Source organism: Roseibium sp. RP-7, from assembly GCF_053005225.1.
The window spans coordinates 340,388-363,018 of record NZ_JBRKQA010000004.1 but is presented as its reverse complement, the minus strand read 5'-3'; the positions used below and the strand labels follow the sequence as shown (position 1 = coordinate 363,018).

General features: G+C 56.9%; 21 protein-coding genes. 15 read left to right on the top strand and 6 right to left on the bottom strand.

Going from position 1 to position 22,631, the window contains the following annotated elements:
- Positions 1-216: 216 nt before the first annotated feature.
- The 4 genes from ACVDG9_RS27935 to ACVDG9_RS27920 are packed head-to-tail and all read left to right on the top strand — an operon-like array spanning position 217 to position 3,648.
- Positions 217-837: a sugar transferase gene (locus tag ACVDG9_RS27935; protein ID WP_447239582.1), complete on the top strand. Its 621-nt coding sequence runs from the start codon at positions 217-219 to the stop codon at positions 835-837.
- A complete protein-coding gene (locus tag ACVDG9_RS27930; protein ID WP_447239581.1) occupies positions 834-1,754 on the top strand; it encodes a methionyl-tRNA formyltransferase in 921 nt (306 codons plus the stop codon). Before ACVDG9_RS27935 ends, ACVDG9_RS27930 begins: the two co-directional genes overlap by 4 nt.
- Positions 1,751-2,440 (top strand): PIG-L deacetylase family protein, encoded by a 690-nt coding sequence (locus ACVDG9_RS27925; RefSeq protein WP_447239580.1) that lies wholly within the window; start codon positions 1,751-1,753, stop codon positions 2,438-2,440. The genes ACVDG9_RS27930 and ACVDG9_RS27925 overlap by 4 nt, the downstream gene beginning before the upstream one ends.
- Positions 2,441-2,451: 11 nt before the next feature.
- A complete protein-coding gene (locus ACVDG9_RS27920) occupies positions 2,452-3,648 on the top strand; it encodes a DegT/DnrJ/EryC1/StrS family aminotransferase (RefSeq protein WP_447239579.1) in 1,197 nt (398 codons plus the stop codon).
- Between the two features lie 102 nt (positions 3,649-3,750).
- Here ACVDG9_RS27920 and ACVDG9_RS27915 read toward each other — a convergent pair whose 3' ends face one another.
- Positions 3,751-4,842, bottom strand: coding sequence for an acyltransferase family protein (locus tag ACVDG9_RS27915; RefSeq protein WP_447239578.1), 1,092 nt, complete (start codon positions 4,840-4,842; stop codon positions 3,751-3,753).
- Positions 4,843-5,962: 1,120 nt separating this feature from the next.
- Between ACVDG9_RS27915 and ACVDG9_RS27910 the strand changes: the two genes are divergently transcribed.
- The 3 genes from ACVDG9_RS27910 (at position 5,963) to ACVDG9_RS27900 (ending at position 7,910) form a co-directional block, all read left to right on the top strand.
- The gene (locus ACVDG9_RS27910; RefSeq protein WP_447239577.1) at positions 5,963-6,619 is read left to right on the top strand and encodes a glutathione S-transferase family protein; all 657 of its coding nucleotides are present in this window, start codon (positions 5,963-5,965) and stop codon (positions 6,617-6,619) included.
- A 136-nt stretch (positions 6,620-6,755) separates the two neighbouring features.
- Positions 6,756-7,202 (top strand): VOC family protein, encoded by a 447-nt coding sequence (locus tag ACVDG9_RS27905; RefSeq protein WP_447239576.1) that lies wholly within the window; start codon positions 6,756-6,758, stop codon positions 7,200-7,202.
- A 270-nt stretch (positions 7,203-7,472) separates the two neighbouring features.
- The gene (locus ACVDG9_RS27900; RefSeq protein WP_447239575.1) at positions 7,473-7,910 is read left to right on the top strand and encodes a PACE efflux transporter; all 438 of its coding nucleotides are present in this window, start codon (positions 7,473-7,475) and stop codon (positions 7,908-7,910) included.
- Between the two features lie 70 nt (positions 7,911-7,980).
- Here the strand turns inward: ACVDG9_RS27900 and ACVDG9_RS27895 are convergent, their stop codons facing one another.
- From ACVDG9_RS27895 to ACVDG9_RS27885, 3 genes are all read right to left on the bottom strand, one after another.
- Positions 7,981-8,601: a YdeI/OmpD-associated family protein gene (locus tag ACVDG9_RS27895; RefSeq protein ID WP_168687825.1), complete on the bottom strand. Its 621-nt coding sequence runs from the start codon at positions 8,599-8,601 to the stop codon at positions 7,981-7,983.
- Between the two features lie 289 nt (positions 8,602-8,890).
- Positions 8,891-10,216 (bottom strand): four-carbon acid sugar kinase family protein, encoded by a 1,326-nt coding sequence (locus ACVDG9_RS27890; RefSeq protein WP_447239574.1) that lies wholly within the window; start codon positions 10,214-10,216, stop codon positions 8,891-8,893.
- Positions 10,213-11,481, bottom strand: a complete 1,269-nt coding sequence (locus ACVDG9_RS27885; protein ID WP_447239573.1) for a ribulose-bisphosphate carboxylase large subunit family protein — start codon at positions 11,479-11,481, stop codon at positions 10,213-10,215. The genes ACVDG9_RS27890 and ACVDG9_RS27885 overlap by 4 nt, the downstream gene beginning before the upstream one ends.
- Before the next feature lie 116 nt (positions 11,482-11,597).
- Here ACVDG9_RS27885 and ACVDG9_RS27880 point away from each other — a divergent pair, with 116 nt between their 5' ends.
- The 8 genes from ACVDG9_RS27880 (at position 11,598) to ACVDG9_RS27845 (ending at position 20,565) form a co-directional block, all read left to right on the top strand.
- On the top strand, positions 11,598-12,422 hold the full coding sequence (locus ACVDG9_RS27880) for a phosphogluconate dehydrogenase C-terminal domain-containing protein (RefSeq protein ID WP_022999529.1): 825 nt from the start codon (positions 11,598-11,600) through the stop codon (positions 12,420-12,422).
- Positions 12,423-12,532: 110 nt separating this feature from the next.
- The gene (locus tag ACVDG9_RS27875; protein ID WP_152512465.1) at positions 12,533-13,471 is read left to right on the top strand and encodes a D-ribose ABC transporter substrate-binding protein; all 939 of its coding nucleotides are present in this window, start codon (positions 12,533-12,535) and stop codon (positions 13,469-13,471) included.
- Between the two features lie 113 nt (positions 13,472-13,584).
- Complete coding sequence (locus ACVDG9_RS27870; RefSeq protein WP_447239572.1) at positions 13,585-14,253, top strand: DUF2291 family protein; 669 nt, start codon at positions 13,585-13,587, stop codon at positions 14,251-14,253.
- Positions 14,250-15,812, top strand: a complete 1,563-nt coding sequence (locus ACVDG9_RS27865) for a sugar ABC transporter ATP-binding protein (RefSeq protein WP_447239571.1) — start codon at positions 14,250-14,252, stop codon at positions 15,810-15,812. The genes ACVDG9_RS27870 and ACVDG9_RS27865 overlap by 4 nt, the downstream gene beginning before the upstream one ends.
- The gene (locus tag ACVDG9_RS27860) at positions 15,809-16,873 is read left to right on the top strand and encodes an ABC transporter permease (protein WP_447239570.1); all 1,065 of its coding nucleotides are present in this window, start codon (positions 15,809-15,811) and stop codon (positions 16,871-16,873) included. Before ACVDG9_RS27865 ends, ACVDG9_RS27860 begins: the two co-directional genes overlap by 4 nt.
- 10 nt (positions 16,874-16,883) lie before the next feature.
- Complete coding sequence (locus ACVDG9_RS27855; protein ID WP_447239568.1) at positions 16,884-17,909, top strand: Gfo/Idh/MocA family protein; 1,026 nt, start codon at positions 16,884-16,886, stop codon at positions 17,907-17,909.
- Position 17,910: 1 nt separating this feature from the next.
- Entirely contained in the window at positions 17,911-19,740 is a 1,830-nt protein-coding gene (apnL, locus tag ACVDG9_RS27850) for a D-apionate lactonase (RefSeq protein WP_447239567.1), read from the top strand.
- A 72-nt stretch (positions 19,741-19,812) separates the two neighbouring features.
- Positions 19,813-20,565 (top strand): transcriptional regulator NanR, encoded by a 753-nt coding sequence (locus tag ACVDG9_RS27845; RefSeq protein WP_228148160.1) that lies wholly within the window; start codon positions 19,813-19,815, stop codon positions 20,563-20,565.
- Positions 20,566-20,786: 221 nt separating this feature from the next.
- Here the strand turns inward: ACVDG9_RS27845 and ACVDG9_RS27840 are convergent, their stop codons facing one another.
- Positions 20,787-21,998: an HlyD family secretion protein gene (locus ACVDG9_RS27840; protein WP_447239566.1), complete on the bottom strand. Its 1,212-nt coding sequence runs from the start codon at positions 21,996-21,998 to the stop codon at positions 20,787-20,789.
- Positions 21,995-22,477, bottom strand: a complete 483-nt coding sequence (locus ACVDG9_RS27835; RefSeq protein ID WP_447239565.1) for a hypothetical protein — start codon at positions 22,475-22,477, stop codon at positions 21,995-21,997. Before ACVDG9_RS27835 ends, ACVDG9_RS27840 begins: the two co-directional genes overlap by 4 nt.
- Positions 22,478-22,631 lie beyond the last annotated feature (154 nt).

Here is a 22,631-nt window from a genome sequence, read left to right as displayed (position 1 = left end):
TGCTGAATTGGCGGCTCCGGAAAGGAATTCCCAGGGCGCATTCGGTTTGTTGTCCAGGTGCTTAAACAATGATGGGACTTCCACTTGTAAATTTTGGCTAGTGTGTCAATATTGCGAGGTAGATGCTTATCTTAGGTTCGTAGTTTTCTTTCTATTTTGGTTTTATTGGCCTTCAGAATCTTCTCTGTTTTTTAATTTCAGGAGCCAAGGATTCCGATGAACAGGGTTATTGAAATTTTATTGTGCCTCTGTGCGCTGGTTTTTGCATTTCCGTTTTTCGTGTTCGCGGCATTGCTCACACTGCTTACGTTGGGTCGACCGGTTTTTTTCACGCAAACGCGAGCAGGAAAAGGCGGCACGGTGTTTATCCTCGCCAAGCTGCGCACCATGAGCGATGCGCGCGATGCCGGCGGGAACCTGCTGCCCGACGAAAGACGCGTCTCCACATCCGGTATTTGGCTGAGACGCCTTCGGCTCGATGAGTTTCCGCAGCTGCTGTCAATCCTTCGCGGTGAGATGGCCCTTGTCGGGCCACGCCCCTTGAAGCCCGAGACAGTGGCGCAATTCGGGGCAGACGGGGTCCGGCGCGGAGCCGTGCGGCCGGGGCTGACCGGATGGGCCCAGGTGAGCGGTAACACGTCCTTGAGCAACGAGGAGAAATTGCGACTGGACCTTTGGTACATCGCGCATCGCTCCGCAGTGCTCGATCTTCAGATTATCTTTGAAACTATCGGGGTTGCACTTTTCGGTGAGCACAAGAACGCGAGCCGGCTTGATGCGGCAAGCTCCTGGAAAGGTCTCGATAACAGGGCCGACAACAAGCAGGTTTCCGCATGAAGACCGTCTTTGTGGGTGCGGTCGAAGGGTCTCTTGAAGCTCTTGCCGCAATTTGCGCCGCCGGTCACGTTCCCGCCCTCGTGGTGACACTGCCGCCGCAGCTGTCCGGCCGGCACTCGGATTTTGCCGATCTCGCGCCGACGGCCGAAAAGTACGGCGTGCCCGTCCACCACACTTCACGATCCGACAGCGAGGAGACGCTCAAGGTCCTTCGGGAAGTCGGTCCTGACCTGATACTCGTTATCGGCTGGTCGCAGATTTGCGGGCCGGACTTTCGCGCCATACCACGGCTCGGCTGTATCGGGTTCCATCCCTCTGCCCTGCCGCGCCTGCGCGGCCGAGGTGTCATCCCCTGGACGATCCTCGTGGGTGAAACCGAAGCTGGCGCAACCCTGTTCTGGCTTGGTGAGGGCGTGGACGATGGCCCGATCGCAGCTCAGATGCGGTACGACATCGACCCGGAAACGATCACTGCTCGTGAACTCTATGACCGCGTGAGGAACGCAGTGTCGCAGATGCTGCCGCCCTTGTTGACCCGGATCCAGTCCGGCGAGGTGCCGTCCGAACCGCAGTCTGAAAACGGCGTAAGCATATGTGCGCGGCGGCGGCCGGAAGATGGTCTTATCGACTGGTCTCGCTCCGCGGCGGAGATCGACCGGCTTATTCGTGCCGTCGGTCCCCCCTATCCCGGAGCTTTTACGGAAACCTCTGACGGGAGCATGCTGACCGTGACCCGTGCCAGGCATTGCCCCCACAAGGGTCGTTACATCGGTCTTCCTGGCCAGGTCCAGGCGGTTGACGGTTCGGTATTTACCGTTGCATGCGGCGACGGCCAATGTCTTGAAATTCTCGAATGGACCGGCCCTGACCGGTGCCCAGGTCTTCACTCCAAATTCAGCAGTCGTGCAAAATCATGAATTCTCCAATTTTCACCGGCGACGGCCCGGCACTTGTAATCGCGCCCCATCCCGATGACGAAGTTCTGGGTGCCGGAGGCACAATTGCCCGTCTTGCGGATCAAGGCAGAGCGGTGCATGTCGCCATTGTCACACGCGGACGTCCGCCCAGGTTCTCAGCCGAGCAGATCCACAAGGTTCGCGAAGAAGCCGCAGCCGCGCACGCCCATCTGGGCATTTCGCAAACCCACTGGCTCGATTTTCCTGCCGCTGAATTGGCGGAGTATCCTCATGCCGACCTGAACGGCGGGCTGGGCGCGCTCGTTCGGGATCTCGACCCGACGCTGGTCCTGGCACCACATCCGGGCGACATCCATCTCGACCATCAGCTCTGCTTTCTGTCCACCCTGGTTGCCAGCCGGCCCCATCAGGCCCGGCATCCCTCCGTCATTGCGGCTTACGAAACTCTTTCGGAAACCAACTGGAATGCGCCGTACCTCACGCCGGCATTCGTTCCAAATGTGTTCGTGGATATTTCAGCAACGCTCGACCGCAAGCTCGAGGCTTTCCAGCTGTTCGCAAGTCAGGTTCGCGAGGCACCCCACGAAAGGTCGGTGGAGTCCCTGCGGGCGCTGGCCACCTTGCGCGGGGCGACCGTTCACCGTTCTGCCGCCGAGGGGTTCGTCCTTGTGCGTTATGTGGTCTGAGGAGAGAGGATATGGGCGGTTGGCCAGTCTACACTGACGAAGAGATCGATGCCGTTACCGGCGTCCTGCGGTCCGGCAAGGTGAATGCCTGGACCGGCCCGGACGTCTTTGCCTTCGAAACGGAGTATTGCGACTACACCTGCGCTGCTCACGCAATCGCAATGGCCAATGGTTCGGTAACACTGGACACCGCGCTGCGAATTCTCGACATTCAGCCGGGCGACGAAGTCATCGTGACCCCACGCAGCTTCGTTGCATCAGCCAGCTGTGTGCTCCTGGCCGGCGGCATTCCGGTGTTCGCCGACATTGATCCGGACAGCCAGAACATCACGCCGGAGACGATTGCCCCTCTCATCACCTCACGAACGGTCGGCATCCTGCCCGTGCATCTGGCAGGCTGGCCCTGCGATATGGACGGCATCCTGGCTCTTGCCCGCGCCCACAATATCTGGGTGATCGAAGATTGCGCCCAGGCACATGGCGCGATGATCGGTGAACGGCATGTGGGTACACTGGGTGATTTCGGATCCTATTCATTCTGTCAGGACAAGATAATCTCGACAGGGGGCGAAGGTGGGATGCTTCTCACCGACAATCCCGACCTTTGGTCTCGCGCCTGGAGTTTCAAGGATCATGGCAAGGGCTATGCGACGGTGTTTGAAAAAGACCATCAGCCCGGCTTTCGATGGCTGCATGATTCAGGCCCGGGCACCAACCTTCGCATGGCGGGACCTTCGGCTGCTATCGGGCGCATACAATTGTCGCGGCTCGCGGAAACCCGCGCCCACCGGACGCGCAATGCCTTGACGCTTGCCGAGATCCTCAGCGGATCGAGTGCGTTACGGGTTCCCGTTCCGCCTCAGTCCCTCACCCATGCCTATTATCGCTTTTACGCCTTCGTACGCCCGGAGGCCATGGCCGACAGCTGGTCGCGCGACCGGATCCTTGCCGAAATTGCCGAAGCGGGTCTGCCCGCGTTTTCCGGAAGCTGTTCGGAAATCTACAAAGAGGCAATGTTTCGCGACCGCGGGCTGGGGCCCGACAAACCGCTTCCCGTTGCCAGGCAGCTGGGCGAGACAAGTCTCGCTTTCCTCGTGGATACCACGTGGGAACAGGAGCGGATCATCGAGCTGGCCGAAAAAGTCGCTTCGATCGCTGATCGATCGCTTGCGGTGTCGCACAAGTCACCTGCAAAGGCCCCCGCCTGAAGCAACCAGCCAGCGTCATGCCGAACAACCCAGATTGGCCATAAGGCCATCAATGCCTCGGGTTCAAACGCGGTTCAGCGTTGATTGGCGTGCGCCACGTTATCAGGCGTTCTGAACCCTTCTGTTTCGGTAGATTTTCTGACCGAAGAAGATTTGGTACGGCAGTCTCTCGAGTATCAGATAGGAGAAGTGCGAGAAGATTGTTGTGAGAATAAATACGACCGCGCCAAAAATTAGAAGGGACACAAAGATATTGTCGCCAAACAGGCCGAGAGATGAGAAAATTTGCCGTGTAGCAAAGTATATATACGGATGAACCAGGTAGAAGCTGTAGCTTATTGTTCCGAAGAAGAACATGATCCTGTTGCTCAGTAATTTCCCGGTCAGGCTGTCTCTCGAAGCCGCAAAAAAGAAGTAGGTCGCAGTGGCCAGGACCAGGAGCGCCGGGGCGGGTATGATGGTCGGATAGGCCTCGTAGAACTCGTAGGTCCGAAACTTGAAGTCCCACGTGGAAGCCAGATAGACCCAGACGAAAAACGAAATGGCCTCAAGCGTTTTCGTGTACTTCAAGCCGTTGGTGATTTCGCTCCTGTACATCCAGTAGATGGCGGCCCCGGACAGAAAAAACAGCGCCTTCGGATAGTAGTAGGTAAACAGTACCGGTATCGCCAGGGAAGCGATCTTCCAGACGATGTTCATTTTTCTTGTCAGGAAAAAATACGTCATGCAGGCCAACGTATAAAACATCACTTCATAGGTCAGGCTCCAGGCGTTCGGGGCAACCTGCTTTGTTGTTGTGAACAAATCCAGGAATGTCAGGGAAAACAGGACTGACTCAAGGTTGTTCAGTTCCGGGTACCTGTTTGTCGCGCCATTCAGGACGGCAAAAAACAATGTCGACACGAGAAAGAGCGGATAGAGCCTCAGAAGGCGCCTGAGGGCAAACTCTGACGGAGAATACCTCATCACACTCGGCAGGATGACAAACCCGCTGATTACGAAAAACAACATGACGCCGGATGTGCCGAAGTTGTGAAACGGCACAATCCCTTCAACATATCCCGGCCTGTCATTGTAGATGTGTTCGGCTGTTCCACCGAGAATATGAGCGATCAGCACCATGATCGACGCAACGCCGCGCAGACCGTGTACGGAATAGTTGAATTGCGAACTTTGCGGCGAAGTGGAATTCATAGCGGACCATATTCAATTTTCGAAAACAAAGGTGATTAACGTCCATTGTCAGCCCTGGTTGGTCTGAAACGACGTGGCTGCTCGACATTCAAAAAGTGCAATCAGAAGTCTTGTATCGAGCCTGCTCGGCATATTTGGTCGCAGGTATCTCTTCGTTATCAACGACCGTGCGACTGCTAACGTTATTTTCAATTTCAAATTAGTATTTCAAAAATATTATCGAAAACAATAGCGTTGTCAATTTCGATTTGCCTGATGGTAGATCTCATCAAAGGCAGCGCAGTCTCCTCTTCAAAATTGCTTGAGGAGGCGTCTCTTTCATTTTTGTTGACTTTAGAGCATGTTGCGCTGAATCGGTTCGTATGGGGCACTTTTGAGCAAGCCGGTACATTGCGCCGCTATTTTCCGATCAATCACGGTGTTCTCTACTATACGGGTTATGTTGTCCCTCCACCTCTCTTGGTTCATCGCGTTGACCGGTCGCGGACAGCGGGTTCGAGCCGGTGGCAAAGTGATTGGGGGGGAAGGATGCAGGCGCGGTATTAGGTCCCGCCGCTCCCTTACCGTGTGCAAAGTGCAGGCGATTGCCTGACCCCCAGCATACTGCTTCACGCTCACTTGGGCGATGAACAAGCGAACGGCTTCTCTCTTTATTTGGACAATGAAGAGCCTGGCCTTGCAGGTCTCAACGCCAAGGAATCGCCAGCCACCGTTTGAGGTGACAAGTCAGCGGAAGGTGTTTGCAATTTGAACAGTTTTGGCCGTTTGATCGTTTTTTAATACTGTCAGTTGTTTTTTAATACTAGATCTGTCATCCTTCACTGGCGCACGATAGTCCTCCTACTTTGACTGGCGAAACAATCGCGGAGTGGGGAGCCAAAAGAGTGATCTTCACAGGGAAAAAGATCTGCCTGAGGTAGAGCCAAGGTCGAGGAAAACACCTGCGAGCAGTGCCAAGGTCGACGGTTTGTTGCCTGGAAGACTACTTTTTGTCTGCGGAAAGAATGCCTCTGCAAAGGCGATGTTGGAAATGTCTGGATTGATATTACTGCTAACGAAAAGGCCGCCGGGTGCAGTCAGCATTTCGCTTGGAATGGACGAACACCGGGAGTGATATGGAATGAAACTGTTCTTCAGCCGAAACCCCAATCCTCGACTGGCGGTCGCGGTGGCTCGCTATCTCGACGCAAATATCGAGTTCGAATTTGCCTCGCCCCTCGCCCCTGGTGAGGCTGAGAGGTTTCGACCGCTAAATCCCAATCTGTTGTTACCCATACTCTCAGACTCGGGAAAAAGCCTTTGGGAGACCGATGCAATTGCCTGCCGGCTTTCGCGCCTCGGACGTTCGAATTTCTGGCGCACCGGCGACGACGAACCGGAGATGATCCGTTGGCTGAGCTGGAGCAAAGAGAACTTCGAGAAAGCTTGCGATATTGTTCATTTCGAACGGGGGACCAAACAGCGCTACCGGCTTGGTTCGATTGACCCGAAGAAAATCGAGGAAGGTCTACGCCTCTTCCGCAGATCCGCGGAAATTCTCGAAGTCGAACTTTCTCAACGCGAGTGGCTCGTCGGAAATTCGGTTTCCTATGCCGACTTCCGAATGGCGGCGTATCTGCCCTTCAATGATGTCGCAGGACTGCCGATCGAAGACTATTCTTGCATCGCTCGTTGGTATCACGAGCTCGAACAGATCACTGCCTGGCGTGACCCCTTCAACGGCCTGGATGCGCCCCCATTGCCGACTATCGATCTGGCAGTGCATGCGGACGCCTGAAAATGAACCTCTTCCGCGATACCAACGACCGTGCCGCCGTTGCGCTTCTTGAAAGACAGGAGCAGCTCAGTTTCGCAATTCCGGGCTCGGTGTCTCGCGGGGAGCACCTGCAAACACCAATCGAAAGGAGACAACCGTGAAAATCGTTACCAGTCTAAGCTTCCGGGGCCAGTGTCGTGAGGCTTTTGAGTATTATGCGAAGGTACTCAACGGGAAGATTACAGCCGCCATGCCTTATGCCGACGCACCTCCAAGCATGCCCATCACCGATGAGGCGTACAAGACCTGGCTGATGCACTGCTGGTTGGAAGTTGGTGACCAGGCGCTGATGGGTGCCGATATGGACACCGGATGGGCGCCTGGCATCGATAAACCCAAAAACGGCTTCGATGTCACACTGCATACCGAAGACAAGGCAGAAGCGGAACGTTGGTTCGGTCAACTGTCCGAAGGCGGCAAGACGGTGATGCCGTTTGCAGAAACCTTCTGGTCACCAGGTTTCGGCTCTCTGGTCGACCGCTTCGGCATTCCATGGATGATCAACGTCATTCCATCGGCTGACTGGCGCCCGCAGCAGGGTTGAACTGGAACGCCCTCCGTCGAAGTGACGTGCCGTTTGGACCAGGGCTCTTGGCTTCCCAACTTGCTGCGGCACATTTTGGTGTCGCTTTTGCCCGAGAAGCCGCATTATGAGGCCGAATTTGATGGGTGACCATCTCAGGTCCAGGCACTTTCAGGCTGCATCTGTTCAACTTGAAAAGATCGTGCAGGATTTCTATATCGGCGCGTTGAGGACGACCTCATATGTGGAAATAACAAAGCGGGACGACCCGCTACCATTGTTGAGGTTTCAATGCGGTCCCCACTCGATCGTCTTCGACAAGCACTATGCTTCGAAATTATCGCACTCGTCCTGGCCGTTCCGCTCGGAACGGTCGCCTTTGGCGTGCCAATGCATGATGTTGGCGTCGTCGGCGTTGTCAGCGCAACCATCGCGACGCTCTGGAACGTCGTCTATAATTTCGTTTTCGACGTGACCTACAAGCGCCTCACGGGCGAGACTCTGAAGACGCTCATTGTGCGCATCATCCATTCGATTTTCTTCGAGATTGGTCTGCTGATCGTTCTGATGCCATTCATTGCCTGGTATCTGGGTGTGTCCCTTTGGCAGGCTTTGGTAATGGATCTGTTTTTCGTAGCGTTCTACCTGGTCTACGCTTTTGCCTTTAACTGGGTTTACGACAAACTCTTCCCGCTACCCGAGTGGAGAAATCGGCCCGTTACTAGGTAGTGGCAATCGAGAAAAAACGTCTGGATAGACTTGGACGTCCGCAACGGTTCCAGAGCTGTGGCCGCACATTCTAACGTTCCATGGCGCCCTTGCCGGCAATGATCTTGTGGCGGAACTTCTCGATTCGAGCGACACGTGTTGCGGACTGTTTGGCCTGGTTAAGATTGAACATGTAGCTTCTTTGCCGACCCGGCGTGAGCGCATAAAATGCATCGGCCAGCTCCCGGTCCGTTTGCAGGGCCTCAGCCAATTCATCCGGCATGTCAATTTCCGTTCGTACCTTTGGTGGCTTCGTGCCTTTTTCCGCATGCTCCATAAGCTGCCGAAGGTACGCGCGGATCACTGGTTCCATCTCTTCAACCAGGGCCACATCGGCAAAGCGGATTATGCTCGGCGTACGAGCGTTCGGTCCCTGTGGTTCAAGCACATTTTCCGTGTCATTCAGGAGACCGGCGTTCATGAAACTCAGACGAAAATCGCTGCGAAACGCCCCAAAAATCGCTATGTTTCGACCAGCGTGCATATAGGTGGGATGCCCCCACTTGACGGTTTCTTCCAGTTCCATGTCAAGGCAGATACGGCGCAGATGCCTCAGACCGTCGATCCAGGGACGGGTTGAACAGTCAGGCGTTTCAAAGCGTTCACAACGACCACAGCCCTTGGTAAAAAAATCTTCCGGATCCGTGATCATCGGCATCGGTTGCCAGCCCTCTTGCTTGCATTCTTCATTTTGGGTTTGCGGCCAGCGTTAGCCCGTGACCTGTTGATATGGTCGGGAACTCTCCACGGGAATATATCAAAGGTTGTGGCGATGAAAGGATCAAACGGCTTTTCAGGGTAGGTTGCCGCCGCTTGCCTGGTGTCAGGGAGCCGTAATTCCACCGACATACTACCCGTGGAAACTCCACCGTGAGTGGGGCTTCATTTGGGCGGATTTCAGCACGGAGAGCGACCACGCAATTGCTTTCCCGCCTTGGTCGTCAGGGCTTGAAGGTGCCGTCTCGAAGATCTGCAAAATAGCTGTCATTTCCGATCTGGCCGCCCTTTAGCGCAATTTCGAGTTCTGATCCTCCGCGGGTATGGGCGGTGCACACTGGCGAACCGGGTGTGGTCGGGATGGCTTGTCGGAGAGTCAGGGCGAAAATGTCCAGCTCCGCCAGAGCGTGGCTCGATGTGTCACCACCGGCAACGGCAACACGCTCGAGACCATGCCGGTCCTTGAGGGTAGCCAGAAGGCGGCCGAGGGTTTTGCCGACCTGATCGAGGTTCACGGACCCTGTTACCTCTTCGGTGGTCTTACCTTTGGCGGTGTAAAGGATCGGACTTTGCCCGGTTTCGAGTGCCTCGGAAGCGATCTGCAGCACGCGTTCGAATTCCTGCTTGATGCCGTGGCCGGTTGCCAGTGCATTGAAATCGACTTCGATGCCCTTGAAGCCCAAATGTTCCGCGGTTTCAATTTGGCGCGCGGTTGTTGGCGAGCAGCTTCCCGAGACAACTGCGATACGGGATTGGGACGTCAGAGGCGGAGATGGTTTCGGTGGCCGCAGCAGGCCAAGTTCGCGCCATTTGTGCAAGAGGGCGTATTCAACGCCGGACGAGCCAGCAATGAATGGACCCAGATCCTGCCTGCTTTCTTCGAGATAACTGCCCGCGGCCACCTGGGACAGGCTGTCGTAAACATCTATCAGGAGATTGGGGTTGCGCACCTGGCCGATGTCCGGGACCATGCCGTGCTTGGCGGCGATGGAATAGTCCAGTGGGGTCAGGCATTCAAAGGGCAGGTTCGTCTGTCCTGACAGGTGTTTTACCAGATCCGCTTCGTGCATCGGCGTTGCCGGGTGCCTGCTCATCACGGGATGCCTGTCTATTCTGTAAACTTCATCCCGGTAAGCCGCGAACAAATTGCCGAAATAGGTGTAGCGCCGAAGCTGGGGAGCCCCGACCACAACTGCTGTCCGTTTCTGGCTGAACGTTTCCAGGCCGATTTCCAGGGCACGGCCGATGGAGCCCTTCTGCGGCGAACTGTCGAAGGTCGAGCAGGTCTTGTAGTGGCAGAAACGCGCATCGAGCGTCCACAGCCAGGAGAAAATCGCCGGTAGGTGCTCCGACATCCACTCTGGTGTCTGGCTACGGCTGATGCCTGCCAGGCCGACCGCACGGCAATGCTTGAACTTTTCGAGCTGTTTTTCACCCGGGATTGACGTGAACAGGACGGTTTCGACGCCTCCGGTTGTCAGGGCTTCCATCACGTCCGTCGATCCGGTGAAATCGTCACCGTAATAGGAAATGAGAAGATCGCCGGTCATTTCCTTGCTCCGGTGCCGTCTTTTTTGCCGAACAGGTCCAGGGCCTCGGAAAGTTCCTTGTGATCTTTCGCGAAAACATGTGCCGGAATTCCGCCGACGGCAGCCTCTGCAGCCTGCTTCAGGCTGGCGACACCGCCGGCAACACCGCCGGGGTGTCCCATGATCCCGCCCCCGGCACAATAAATGAAGTCGGTGTGCCCTACGGCCCGGCAGGTCTCTTCCATTTGAACGGCTGTCTGACCCGACGAGAATACCGGCATCGCCTGATATCCGCGTTCTCCTGACAAGGGATCATCGAGAGAGCGGGCGTTTTCGATAACCGTGGTGTCGGCCTCTGTAAACTTGTTCGCGATCCCGTTGACATGCAGATGATCCGCTCCGGCGAGCCTCCAGAACTTCTGCCAGACACGAAACGAGATGCCGATATCCGGCGATCTGGAATAAATGCCCCAACCGTTTCTGTGGCAATGAAGTGGAAGATCAACGTGCTGCCGGATGGCGGTCAGTCCCGTAAGGCCAAGTGAAAACAGGCTGACCATCGCACAGGTGCCACCGGCTTGTTGCAGGAGGTCGGCATTACGGCGCATCACGTCCAGCTCGTCGGTGATGTTGAAGGCGTACATCACCTTCCTGCCGGTGCGGTCCGCATGCGAATTGATGACTTTCATGACTTCGTTCAGGCGATCCTCGAACGGGCAGTGAGGTCCGTTCGCCTGCAATTCATCATCCTTGATGAAATCGATTCCACCGTCGGCGAGTTTTGCGACAAGAGACGCTGTTTCGGCAGGTGAGAGACCGACGCTTGGTTTGATAATTGTGCCGATCATTGGCCGGTCCCTGACACCGGCAAGCGCCAGAGTTCCTTGCCGGCCGTAGGCCGGACCCGGATACGCGATGGCGAATTCTTCAGGAAACGAAATGTCCGTCAGGCGAAGCGCGGACACGTCTGCCAGTTCAAAAAGGTTGCCGGCAACGGTTGCCAGGACGTTGGGAAGGGATGTGCCCATGTTCTCGAGCGGCCAGGAAAGAACGACCTCGCCGCGCGTGTAGGTCTCCGCGCTGATCCGGCACGGCAGCGAGGGAACCCTGCTGTTCGATGTTGCCGTGACCCGCTCGACCCTTGCCCCGGAGAGCTCTTTTAACCGGTCTGTTTCACCCGGCAGCTTCAGGAATGTTCCCGAGGATTGTTCACCTGCGATTACCTCGGCGGCCCGCTCCAGAGTTGTTGGTGTTTCAAGATCATATGTTGCAAAGAGCCTCCCCATTCCCGTCCTCTGTCCTGTTCCAAGTTACGCATTGCTTATATGACTATCAACTTATCATACCAGTTGACAACATGATTTGTATGTGAATTTATTTGCTCAACAAATTTGGAGGACACATGAAAATCGCTCTCATCGGTGCGGGGGGGAAAATGGGAGTGCGGCTCTCCCAGAACCTGAAAGGCTCCCGTTTCAACGTTGCCCATGTGGAAGTCAGCGATGCAGGCAGAGACCGGCTGAAGGCGGAAGTCGGCGTCGACTGTGTCGACGTCGACGCCGCGCTTGAAGACGCACGTGCGGTTATTCTTGCTGTGCCGGACACTGCGATCCGGGCGGTGGCGAAAGGCATCATCGACAAGCTTGCGCCAGGAACGATGCTGATCGCACTGGACGCAGCTGCCCCCTTTGCAGGGCACTTTCCAGAGCGCAAGGACGTGACCTATTTCGTCACCCATCCCTGCCATCCGCCGATATTCAACGATGAAACGCAGTTGCCTGCGAAACGCGACTATTTCGGCGGTATTGCTGCCAAACAGGCGATCGTGAACGCCCTCATGCAGGGTCCGGAAGAGGACTATGCAATCGGGGAGGAGATCGCGAAAACCATTTTCCAGCCGATCCTGCGTTCGCACCGGGTCTCGGTGGAACAAATGGCGCTCCTGGAGCCGGGCCTGTCCGAAACCGTCTGCGCGACCCTTCTCGTTGTGATGAAGGAAGCAATGGATGAAGTCATCCGGCGAGGGGTCGACCCCGTGGCGGCCCGGGACTTTCTTCTGGGACACATGAACATTCTTGGAGCAGTCGTCATGGAAGAAGTCGACGGCGTCTTCTCCGATGCCTGCAACAAGGCCATCACCAATGGCAAGAAACGTCTCATGCGAGACGACTGGATCGGCGTGTTCAAGCCGGACGAAATCAGGGAAAGCATCCGGCAGATCACCTGATTGAGCGGTCCGCCATCTCGTATGGCGAACGTTCAGATTGGTGCCGTCGGGGTCTTGGAGGGACCCCGCGGGACCTGGCACGAGATTGAACCTATTGTTGGGAGGACAACATGAAATTCACGAGACGAATCCTGCTTGCCAGCGCTGCTGTTGCAGCTACCCTGCTTGCACCCGCTTACGCTTCCGCAGCCGACCTCATTGCAATCATCACACCGTCGCATGACAACCCGTTTTTCAAGGCGGAAGCTGAAGGCGCGCAGAAACGTGCCGAAGACCTCGGCTATGACACACTCGTGCTGGTCCACGATGACGATCCGAACAAGCAGAATCAGCTCTTCGATACGGCAATTGCCCGTGGTGCCAAGGCGATCATCCTGGACAATGCCGGTGCGGATGCGACTGTCGCTCCAGTCCGCCGCGCGAAAGAAGCCGGCATTCCGTCGTTCCTGATCGATCGCGAAATCAAGGAAACAGGCATTGCCGTTTCCCAGATCGTCTCCAACAACTACCAGGGAGCACAGCTGGGCGCGGAGGAGTTCGTCAAGCTGATGGGCGAAGAAGGCAAGTATGCCGAGCTGCTGGGCCGCGAAGCCGACACCAATGCCGGAATTCGCTCCGCAGGCTATCATGATGTGATTGACCAGTACCCCGATCTGGAGATGGTTGCCCAGCAATCAGCCAACTGGAGCCAGACCGAAGCCTACGAAAAGATGGAAACCATCCTTCAGGCCAACCCCGAGATCAAAGGTGTCATTTCAGGCAATGACACCATGGCCATGGGAGCCTGGGCGGCTCTCAAGGCAGCCGGGCGGACAGATGTGATCGTTGTCGGTTTTGATGGCAGCAACGACGTACGCGACTCCATTCTGGAAGGCGGCATCAAGGCAACCGTGCTGCAACCAGCCTACCGGCAGGCCCAGATCGCAGTGGAGCAGGCTGACCAGTACCTGAAGACAGGATCGACCGGTCAGGACGAAAAGCAATTGATGGATTGCGTCCTGATCAATGGTTCGAATGCAGGTAGCCTTGAGACTTTCGCGCTGAACTAGGCCCTGTGTCACACTGCGGCGGATGCCCCGCCGCGGTGTGATCTTTCCCACGAAAACCTGAAAAAGCCCTGCCGGATACCGCCGGGAAGGGTTCTGTTCAAGGAGGTTGCACAGTGGATCGCGGCGCAGTTCCTTCCCTGTTGTTAGTTTTTGCAGTTGCCGCCGGCCTGGGCGGCTGCAAACTCGAAAAGCACGTTGCCACGAATGACGGTGACGGTCAGGCCCAGCAAGTCGTTTCAAGCGATCCGGGCGGCGACATGGATGCCCTTGTCGCCGACATCTGGGCCAAACAGGTTTTGCCACATATTCAGCAAACGGCGACCGACATGGCCGTTCTCGGCGATGCGATCGCAGGAGATGTTGACGTCGCCGGCGAAGCACATGGTTATCGTCCGTCCAGCGAGGGAAGTCCCTGGAACTTTGCAGCCCGGGTACAGGGCACAATCTTGGCGGCCAAGACCGATACGCGTGCTGCCACCGCGGAAGTGGACGTCACCGCTGATGGCAAGGCAGATGTTATCCTGCAGCTTGGTCCGGTGATCCGCGGAACAGCACTCCGGGACATCCTTCCCTTTGTAGATTTCTCCTCATTTACCGATCAGATAGAGTTCGCCCAGCTCTCCCGCTCCCTGAATACACGCGCTTACGAAAGCGCTCTGAAAGATTTGCCCCGCGACGATCTCGTGGGCAAGACGGTTGACGTGCTTGGTGCCTTTACGGTGCGCGGTGATGGTCCGCCGTACCTGATCACACCCGTTGAGACAAAAATTGGTGGGTCATGACAGAAGCAATGCACCAGATCGGCTTGTCCGTGCGCGCCGCCAACAAGGTCTATCCAGGTACACACGCGCTGAAGGACGTGGACTTCGATGTCCGGCTTGGCGCAGTGAATGTGCTCGTTGGCGAAAACGGCGCTGGCAAATCCACCTTGATGAAAGTGATCGCCGGCGTCGAGCAGCTGACCTCGGGCGATATTCTGATGGGAGAGAAAAAGGTCTCTTTCCCCGATACGCGCACGGCCGCGGCACACGGGATCGGCATCGTCTTCCAGGAACTCAACCTGTTTCCCAACATGTCGGTTGCCGACAATATCTTTATCGCACGGGAAAAGACCCGCGCCGGAGTGGATATCGCCGCCAGCGACCAGAGGTCGGAAGCCGCAGCGTTGATGCAGCGTCTCGAGCACGACATTTCGCCCGATGCGATGGTGTCCGACCTTCGCATCGGGGAGCAGCAGATCGTCGAGATCGCCAAGGCGCTGGCCCAGGATGCCCGGATCCTGATCATGGATGAACCGACATCTGCCCTCAGTGCGGCAGAAGTCGAAATCCTCTTCCGGGTCATCGCGGACCTCAAGAAACGCGGTGTCGGCATCGTCTACATTTCGCACCGCCTGGAGGAACTGATCCGGATAGGCGACTACATCACGGTGCTCAGGGACGGTGCACGAACCGGTGCCAGGAGCATGGACGGCGTCGATGTGCCCTGGATCGTGCAGAACATGATCGGTGCAGCGTCAAAGGACTTCGCCAAGACGGTCGATCATGACTTCGGCGACGAAGTGTTTCGCTGCGAGAACATCAGCCTGATGGGCCGGACGGGAAAGTTCGTTGTCGATGACGTGTCGTTGTCCCTGCGGGCTGGCGAGATTGTCGGCATCTACGGCCTCATGGGCGCGGGGCGCTCCGAATTGTTCGAGTGCATCATGGCCCAGCATCCCCATTGCACAGGGGACTTCTACGTCGAGGGACGCCATCTGAACGAACCGGACGTTGCTGGGCGTATCGGACGCGGGCTGGCGCTAATCCCCGAAGACAGGAAGTCGGAAGGTCTGATCCAGATCCTGCCGATCCGGGAGAACATGTCTTTGTCGAGCCTCGGCAGGTTCGTGAAGGGCATTCACCTCAGCCTCAAGGCAGAGCGGGAGACGGTGAAGCGGTTCGTGAAGGACCTGGCCATCAAGATTGCCAGCATGGAAAACCCGGTCAGCTCTCTTTCGGGAGGCAACCAGCAGAAAGTCGTGATCGGCAAGGCTCTGATGACCTCGCCAAAGGTTCTGCTCATGGACGAGCCGAGCCGCGGTATCGACATTGGCGCAAAGGCCGAGGTCTTTCGCACCATGCGGCGGCTTGCGGCTGAAGGACTGGGAATTCTGTTCGTCACCTCGGATCTTGAGGAGGTCATGTCCCTGTCCGACCGGATCATCGTGATGTCGAACGGCAGCATTACGGGCGAGTTTGAGGGCGCCGACGTGCGGGAAGAACAGATAATCGCGGCGTCTGCGATCGGGCACGCTCCTGCCTCCGAAGCAGGTCATTTCATTGGGAGAAGTAACGGATGACATCAGTCACCACCATGCAGCCTTCAGGCACCTCCGGCGGACAACCAATGATCCTGCTGCTCCTGAAGCTCAGGACCTTCATCGCCCTGATTGCGGTGTTTGCGTTCTTCTCGTTTGCGGCTCCGAATTTCCTCAGCACCGCGAATTTCGTCATCATGTCCAAGCACGTGGCGCTGAACGCGTTTCTGGCGATCGGCATGACCTTCGTCATCATTACCGGCGGGATCGATCTCTCGGTCGGGTCGATTGTCGGCCTTTGCGGAATGGTGGCCGGCTATCTCATTCTCAACGGTGTCGATCTGGGGATCGGGTACTCGCTCTATTTCAATATCTTCGAGATCATTCTCATCACGCTCGCCGTCGGTGTTTTCGTGGGAGCGATAAATGGGGTGCTGATAACGCGTCTCAATGTGGCACCTTTCATCGCGACGCTCGGAACGCTTTACGTGGCACGCGGGCTAGCGCTGCTTTCCTCTGACGGGGCGACGTTTCCAAACCTCGTCGGCAAGGAGGCCTATGGATCAACGGGTTTCTACATCCTCGGCACGGGTAGCTTTCTCGGTATCCCGGTGTCCATCTGGCTCTTGATAGCTGTCGGATTGATCGCCGCGTATATAGCAGGCCGAACGCCACTGGGACGGCACATCTATGCGGTTGGCGGCAACGAGAAGGCAGCCGCCCTCTCAGGTGTGAAGGTCAACCGCGTCAAGATGTTCGTCTACATGTTCTCGGGCTTTTGCGCGGCCATTGTCGGCCTTGTCATCTCGTCACAGCTGGTGGCTTCGCATCCGGCGACGGGTGAGACCTTCGAACTCAACGCGATTGCCGCGGCGGTCCTCGGCGGCACATCCATGTCAGGTGGACGCGGACGGATCGGTGGAACGATTGTCGGCGCATTCGTGATAGGCGTTCTGTCCGACGGACTCGTGATGATGGGGGTCAGTTCCTTCTGGCAAACCGTTATCAAGGGCCTGGTGATCATCGCCGCCGTAGTTGTCGACCAGGCGCAGCAAAAGCTGCAGGCCCGTGTGGCACTACAGCAGCAGGCCGCGGCAGCTTGAGGAGAATTTCATGAAGAAAGGCGCATTGATCGGCTGCGGTTTTTTCGCCCAAAATCACATGCATGCATGGGCCGATGTCGACGGAGCAGCCATCATCGCGCTGTGTGATCGCGACGACAAACGCCTGAAGGAAACGGCCGAACGCTTTGGCATTGAAAGGACCTATTCCGACGCGGTCGAGCTCATGGAATCGGAAGAGCTCGACTTTGTCGACATCGCGACGACAGTTCAGACCCATCGGCCGCTGGTGGAACTCGCGGCGAGGTCGAAAGTGCACATCATCTGCCAGAAGCCTTTTGCGGACACACTGGAAGACGCCACAGCAATGGTCGATGCTATTGCTGCGGCCGGCGTGACCCTGATGGTGCACGAGAACTTTCGCTGGCAGTCGGCAATCCGCGCGGCGAAAGCTGAAATCGAAAAGGGAAGTATCGGAACGCCGTTCTGGGGGCGGGTCAGTTTCCGCTCCGCCTATGATGTCTATGCCAGCCAGCCGTATCTTGCGACAGATGACCGTTTCATCATCCAGGACCTTGGGATTCATATCCTGGATATCGCCCGCTTCCTGTTCGGTGACGCGCGTACCATCTCGGCAAGCACCAAGCGGGTCAATCCGGCAATAAAGGCGGAAGACGTTGCCACCATGATGCTGGTTCATGAAAGCGGCGTCACCAGTGTTGTCGACTGCAGTTATGCATCACGGCTGTCCCGGGAAAGCTTTCCGGAAAGCCTTCTTGAAGTGGATGGCAGTGAAGGGACGCTGAGGCTGATGCCTGATTACAGGCTGGTGTTGCACAATGCGTCCGGCACCAGGGAACTGGATGTTTCACCCCCATTGCTTTCCTGGGCGGAGCGCCCCTGGCACAACATTCAAGAAAGTGTCTACAACATTCAACGGCACTTCATCGATTGCCTGAATACTGCCAGCACGCCAGAAACATCTGGAACGGACAACCTGAAGACGCTGGAACTGGTCGAGGCTGCGTATCTTTCCGCCGCCGGGAACAGCCGAACAATCATACTGGGCAGCGCCTGAGATGAGTGCCGTGAGCCGCATGCGCCTGTATGGAACGGAAAGTGCGCCGGAGCCTTTCCGGATATTGCGCGCAGGACCGTTGGAAGTACGGCTGGAAAACGGAAACCTGCGCTACGTCCGTTTCGAGGGCCACGAAGTGCTGCGCGCTATTTCCTACGTGGTGCGTGACAAGGACTGGGGCACGCTGGCCGGAGCCATCTCCGATCTCGTTGTTCTGGAAGAGCCTGGGAAGTTCGAGATTTCCTATGTTTCCCGCTACAAAAACCAGGGGGCGGGTCTCAACGTCACAGCACGTATCACCGGCACGGAAACCGGTTCCTTGAGATTTGCCTCCTCGGCTGTTGCCGACAGCGCCTTCGAAACCAACCGCTGTGGTTTCACGGTGCTGCATCCGATCAATGGAGTAGCCGGTGAACCTGTCGAAGTGGAGCATTGTGATGGTTCGGTCGTCCAAACCAGGTTTCCAGACCTCATAGATCCCTGGCAACCGTTCAAGTCCATCCGGTCGCTGACCCACGCACCTGCGCCGCACTTGAAGGCCCGATGCCAGATGGACGGCGACACGTTCGAAATGGAGGACCAGCGCAACTGGTCAGACGCTTCCTACAAGACCTATGTGAGACCCCTGGCGCTTCCGTGGCCATATGTCATTGAAGCGGGCAATGAGGTCGAGCAGTCGATTACCCTTCAGATAGAAAATCTTGCAAACGAGACTGCCCCATCGACCAGAACACCGCTAAGCACCTCCACCGGGGGTGTCGAACTTAAAGCGGGAAAGAAAACAAAAAGCAGGTTTCCGCGCATCGGTTTGTTGATCAGCCCGGAAGACCTGAAGTCTGCCATCAGTCACATTGAACTCCTGAGGAAAGTGAACCCTCCAGCAATCCTGTGTCACCTTGATCCCACTGCTTTGCGTGGGCAGGAGGCGCTCGAGGGTTTCAGGGAGCTGCAAGTTCGTTTCCCGGCGTCTTATGAACTTGAATATGTGGTTTCCTGTAAGGGAGACCTCTTGGCCGAGTTTCAAAACCTTGCCGACATGATTGATCGAAGCGGGCTCGAGTTGGCTTCCATTGCGGTCTGTCCTTCCGTTGACCGACAATCGACACCACCTGGAAGCGAATGGCCGCAATGTCCTCCCCTGGCGGACATCTATACGGCTGCAAGAAACTGCTTCCCCGGCATGAGGCTCGGGGGCGGCATGTTCAGTTATTTCACCGAGTTGAACCGCAAGCGACCTCCGGTGTCGTTGCTTGATTTCGTGACCCACGCGACCAATCCGATTGTCCATGCTGCTGATGACGAGAGTGTTCTCGAAACACTTGAGACCCTGCCGCACATCACGCGCACTGCCCGTGCGATCATCGGCAAGGACAAGGAATACAGACTGGGACCGACAACCATCGGCATGCGCCAGAATCCTTACGGTTCGCAGACATTCGCCAATCCCGGGAACGAGCGCATCTGCATGACCCACGACGATCCGCGTCAGCGCGGCCTTTTCGCCGCTGTCTGGACCATGGGGTACGCTTCCGCAGTTGCCACGGCTGATATCCGCCAATGGATCCCGGCCAGTTTCACAGGCTCGAGAGGAATCGTGGACACAGAAAGCGGATCTCTTCTGCCTGTTGGTGAAGTTGTCTCGCTCCTTGCTGGGCTAAGCGAAGGAGATGTCATCGATTGCAACGATGAAACACCAGCCAGCGTAGCTGCTCTTTGTGTGGAGAAGGACGGTGAGGTCTTGCGGTTTGCTGCAAATCTGACAAATCGGGAACTGGAAATTGGCTTTGGTGAACGCAGGACGTTTGGTCCATTTGAAGTTATCCGGCTATAAGTCTTCCCAAGGGTGTTGAAGCCGCTGGCGAATTTGACGCCGTGCTTGTCGCGACGTTCAGACACCCCAACAATGAAGAGATCAGATTGGCGGGTCATGGAAAACTGGAACGGCTTGGGGGCCGGTGACGACAAGATTGTCCGGCGAAAACTCTCCGATCAGGTTTTCGATCGATTGCGTGAAATGATTGTACGGGGTGAGCTTGGACCCGGTGATCCCATGCCGTCTGAGCGTGAACTGATGCAACGTTTCGGCGTCGGCCGGCCCGCGGTGCGCGAGGCCATGCAGACGATGCACACCCAGGGTCTCATTTCGATCTCGCAGGGTGAGCGCTCCAGGGTCAGTGAGCTTTCGGCCGATCTTGCGTTTCGGCAGATGGATATGGTGGCACGCATGCTGCTGTCTGCGTCTTCGGACAATCTGGAGCACCTGAAGCAGGCGCGTAGACTGTTTGAAGTCGGCATGGTCAGGATCGCGACGGAAATGGCAACGCCCGAGGACATTTCCGAGCTCAAACACCTCATAAGCCATCAAGAGGACATGCTCGACAGTCCGTCCGACTTCATCAAGGCCGACATCGCGTTTCATAGCAAGATCGCCTCGATCTCAGGTAATCCGATTTTTGCAGCAGTGAGTGACGCCATGCTCAACTGGCTGTTCAATTATCATACGGACCTTTTGATCTGGTCGGGACGGGAGAACGTCACGCTTGCCGAGCATTCGAAAATCGTCGAGTGCATCGAAGGCGGCGTTGCTGAAGAGGCCGAAAGCGCAATGCGCTCGCACCTGAACAGATCCCAGGACCTTTACCGGCATCACATTTGACACTGCACCAAAGGTTTCGTTGCGCACGCGGTTGGTGCCATCGGCGCCTGCCAGCCGGCAAAGCGTCCCCATATCAGTCTTTCGGCGGCTCTCGTCAGGATCCGGAAACCGGACGCAATCATCAGCGGGGAATGCCCGCAGTTGGCCAACAAGTTCAATTTGCGCTGTCCGTGCGGATGACATCGATCATCGCGTCACGGATCTGACGTTTTTCTGCCAACTCAATCTCCGCCGATCAGTCCCGTTCCAGCGAAGAGCATGATCCAGACCTTCATCCGCATGATCAACGCCTTTTCCAGCGCCCAGGCCTGGATGATGCCACCCATGAAGGTGCCCTGAAGCGAGCCGGAAATATGGGTGGTATAGGCCTGTACCAGGCATCTGGCACCATCAACCAAGAGAGCGTTCTGTTCGGGATATTCGAGCCGAACATGTACGACAAGGTCACCGGGGCCGCGACGGTCTGACGGCTGCATCAGGACGCCGGTCGGACCGAGCTGGCCGGTCGCGATAACGTCCTGGATGCGGACGATGCGCGCTGCCAGCACCGTGTTCGCCATGCCGCTGTTGATGTTGTTCTCGCAGGCGACCTCCGCAGGCATGCCGACATGCAGAACCGCGCTGTTTGTCTGGCTGAAACCAGCGACGATTTCAATGGGATCGGTCTTGTCGCGATCCGGCACGATGACCATCGCCGGATTAACCGAGAACTGCGCGGCGCGAGCGCCGACATTCAGGGTTAGCTGCTCGATCTTGCCGGAAACCGACGAATACACCTTGGTCTTGGCAAGATTGACGTTGGCCTGGTCTAGGGCGGCTTCTGCGGATTTCAGTTCTGCAGGCAGGACCTGATCAAGCTGCACTTGCAGCGCTTCCATCTTGGAGTTGGCGGCGTTCACATTGGCGGCTGCCTGCTCCTGTGCGGCCTTTGCGTTTTCGTACCTGTTCAGCGTGTAGGCGGGCGAGTTCTTGTCCTTGAGGTCCTGCTGCTCCGACAGGGTCAGGTTGGCGGTGTCGAGAGCCGCTTTCGTCCGGGCGAGGTCGGCAGCGGCTGCCTTGATCTGTGCCTTGACGACATCGATCTGGCTGTTGACCTCGCCGACCGCGGTCTGGGCGGTCGCGACCGCCGCCTTTTCGCTGCTGTCATCGACCGTGAAAAGCAGATCGCCGACCTTGACGGTTTGACCGGCTTTAACGGGCACTTCGGTAACCGTGCCACCACGTTCGGTGACGATCGGCACGACACGGTAGGGGATCAACGCATTTGGGGTGTCCGGATGATAATACTCGACCGTGAAGATCAGCGCGACGAACAACACAATCCAGACGAACAGTGCGCGGTGGACGTTGTAGAGCGTCACGGGGCGTCCCCGCCAGCGCAGATAGGCCATACGCAGCAACAGCGGAAAGCAGGTGATGAGGAGCTCGATCATGCGCTGGCTCCTTTTCCTTCGACCGGTGTCTGCAGATCCGCAACTGACTGCTCTGCTATCGGTTGTTCTTTGGCAGGGGGCGTCCCATTGGCTGGCGAAACGGTCTCGGCGGCTGCTGTTTCCTCTTCCTGCAATGTCTCGTCCGCGGCCGGTTCCGGCTTCATCCAGAGAACGACGTCATAGGCAAAGGCGGCAAAAATCAGGGTCAACGGCAACAGAAGGCTCACGTCCCGCAAGGGCGGCACCAGATCATAGGCAAGGCCGATCACCAGCATGGTCGGGATCGTGGTGCGGATCGGCGTCCTCGATCCCTTGTGCTCCGCGTAGCGGTCGAAAACGGCATAGAGGTAGATCACCAGGAAAAGGAGCAGCAGCAGTGTGATCAACCCGGCCGTGGCAAAGCCGTCGCTGGCGCCGGGCGCAACCCAGGAATCCGGCGGTGGGTCCAGTGTCTGCGCCGTCGTTGCCGTTGTGCTCATGAATGTTCCCCCACCCGATGTGCTGTGACCCAACGTCACCGGAAACATAATGTCTGCAGGAATTACCGATTGAAACAAGAAATTGCGCCTCTGACCGAGGACACGTTAGGTCGGCCTTATCCGCAGTCGGTGTGACACGCACCTTCCGAGGCTG

Coding starts and splice junctions, on each gene's coding strand:
- ACVDG9_RS27935 (WP_447239582.1), top strand. CDS start 217: ATGAACAGGGTTATTGAAATTTTATTGTGCCTCTGTGCGCTGGTTTTT.
- ACVDG9_RS27930 (WP_447239581.1), top strand. CDS start 834: ATGAAGACCGTCTTTGTGGGTGCGGTCGAAGGGTCTCTTGAAGCTCTT.
- ACVDG9_RS27925 (WP_447239580.1), top strand. CDS start 1,751: ATGAATTCTCCAATTTTCACCGGCGACGGCCCGGCACTTGTAATCGCG.
- ACVDG9_RS27920 (WP_447239579.1), top strand. CDS start 2,452: ATGGGCGGTTGGCCAGTCTACACTGACGAAGAGATCGATGCCGTTACC.
- ACVDG9_RS27915 (WP_447239578.1), bottom strand. CDS start 4,842: ATGAATTCCACTTCGCCGCAAAGTTCGCAATTCAACTATTCCGTACAC.
- ACVDG9_RS27910 (WP_447239577.1), top strand. CDS start 5,963: ATGAAACTGTTCTTCAGCCGAAACCCCAATCCTCGACTGGCGGTCGCG.
- ACVDG9_RS27900 (WP_447239575.1), top strand. CDS start 7,473: ATGCGGTCCCCACTCGATCGTCTTCGACAAGCACTATGCTTCGAAATT.
- ACVDG9_RS27895 (WP_168687825.1), bottom strand. CDS start 8,601: ATGATCACGGATCCGGAAGATTTTTTTACCAAGGGCTGTGGTCGTTGT.
- ACVDG9_RS27890 (WP_447239574.1), bottom strand. CDS start 10,216: ATGACCGGCGATCTTCTCATTTCCTATTACGGTGACGATTTCACCGGA.
- ACVDG9_RS27885 (WP_447239573.1), bottom strand. CDS start 11,481: ATGGGGAGGCTCTTTGCAACATATGATCTTGAAACACCAACAACTCTG.
- ACVDG9_RS27880 (WP_022999529.1), top strand. CDS start 11,598: ATGAAAATCGCTCTCATCGGTGCGGGGGGGAAAATGGGAGTGCGGCTC.
- ACVDG9_RS27875 (WP_152512465.1), top strand. CDS start 12,533: ATGAAATTCACGAGACGAATCCTGCTTGCCAGCGCTGCTGTTGCAGCT.
- ACVDG9_RS27865 (WP_447239571.1), top strand. CDS start 14,250: ATGACAGAAGCAATGCACCAGATCGGCTTGTCCGTGCGCGCCGCCAAC.
- ACVDG9_RS27860 (WP_447239570.1), top strand. CDS start 15,809: ATGACATCAGTCACCACCATGCAGCCTTCAGGCACCTCCGGCGGACAA.
- ACVDG9_RS27855 (WP_447239568.1), top strand. CDS start 16,884: ATGAAGAAAGGCGCATTGATCGGCTGCGGTTTTTTCGCCCAAAATCAC.
- apnL (WP_447239567.1), top strand. CDS start 17,911: ATGAGTGCCGTGAGCCGCATGCGCCTGTATGGAACGGAAAGTGCGCCG.
- ACVDG9_RS27845 (WP_228148160.1), top strand. CDS start 19,813: ATGAAGAGATCAGATTGGCGGGTCATGGAAAACTGGAACGGCTTGGGG.
- ACVDG9_RS27840 (WP_447239566.1), bottom strand. CDS start 21,998: ATGATCGAGCTCCTCATCACCTGCTTTCCGCTGTTGCTGCGTATGGCC.
- ACVDG9_RS27835 (WP_447239565.1), bottom strand. CDS start 22,477: ATGAGCACAACGGCAACGACGGCGCAGACACTGGACCCACCGCCGGAT.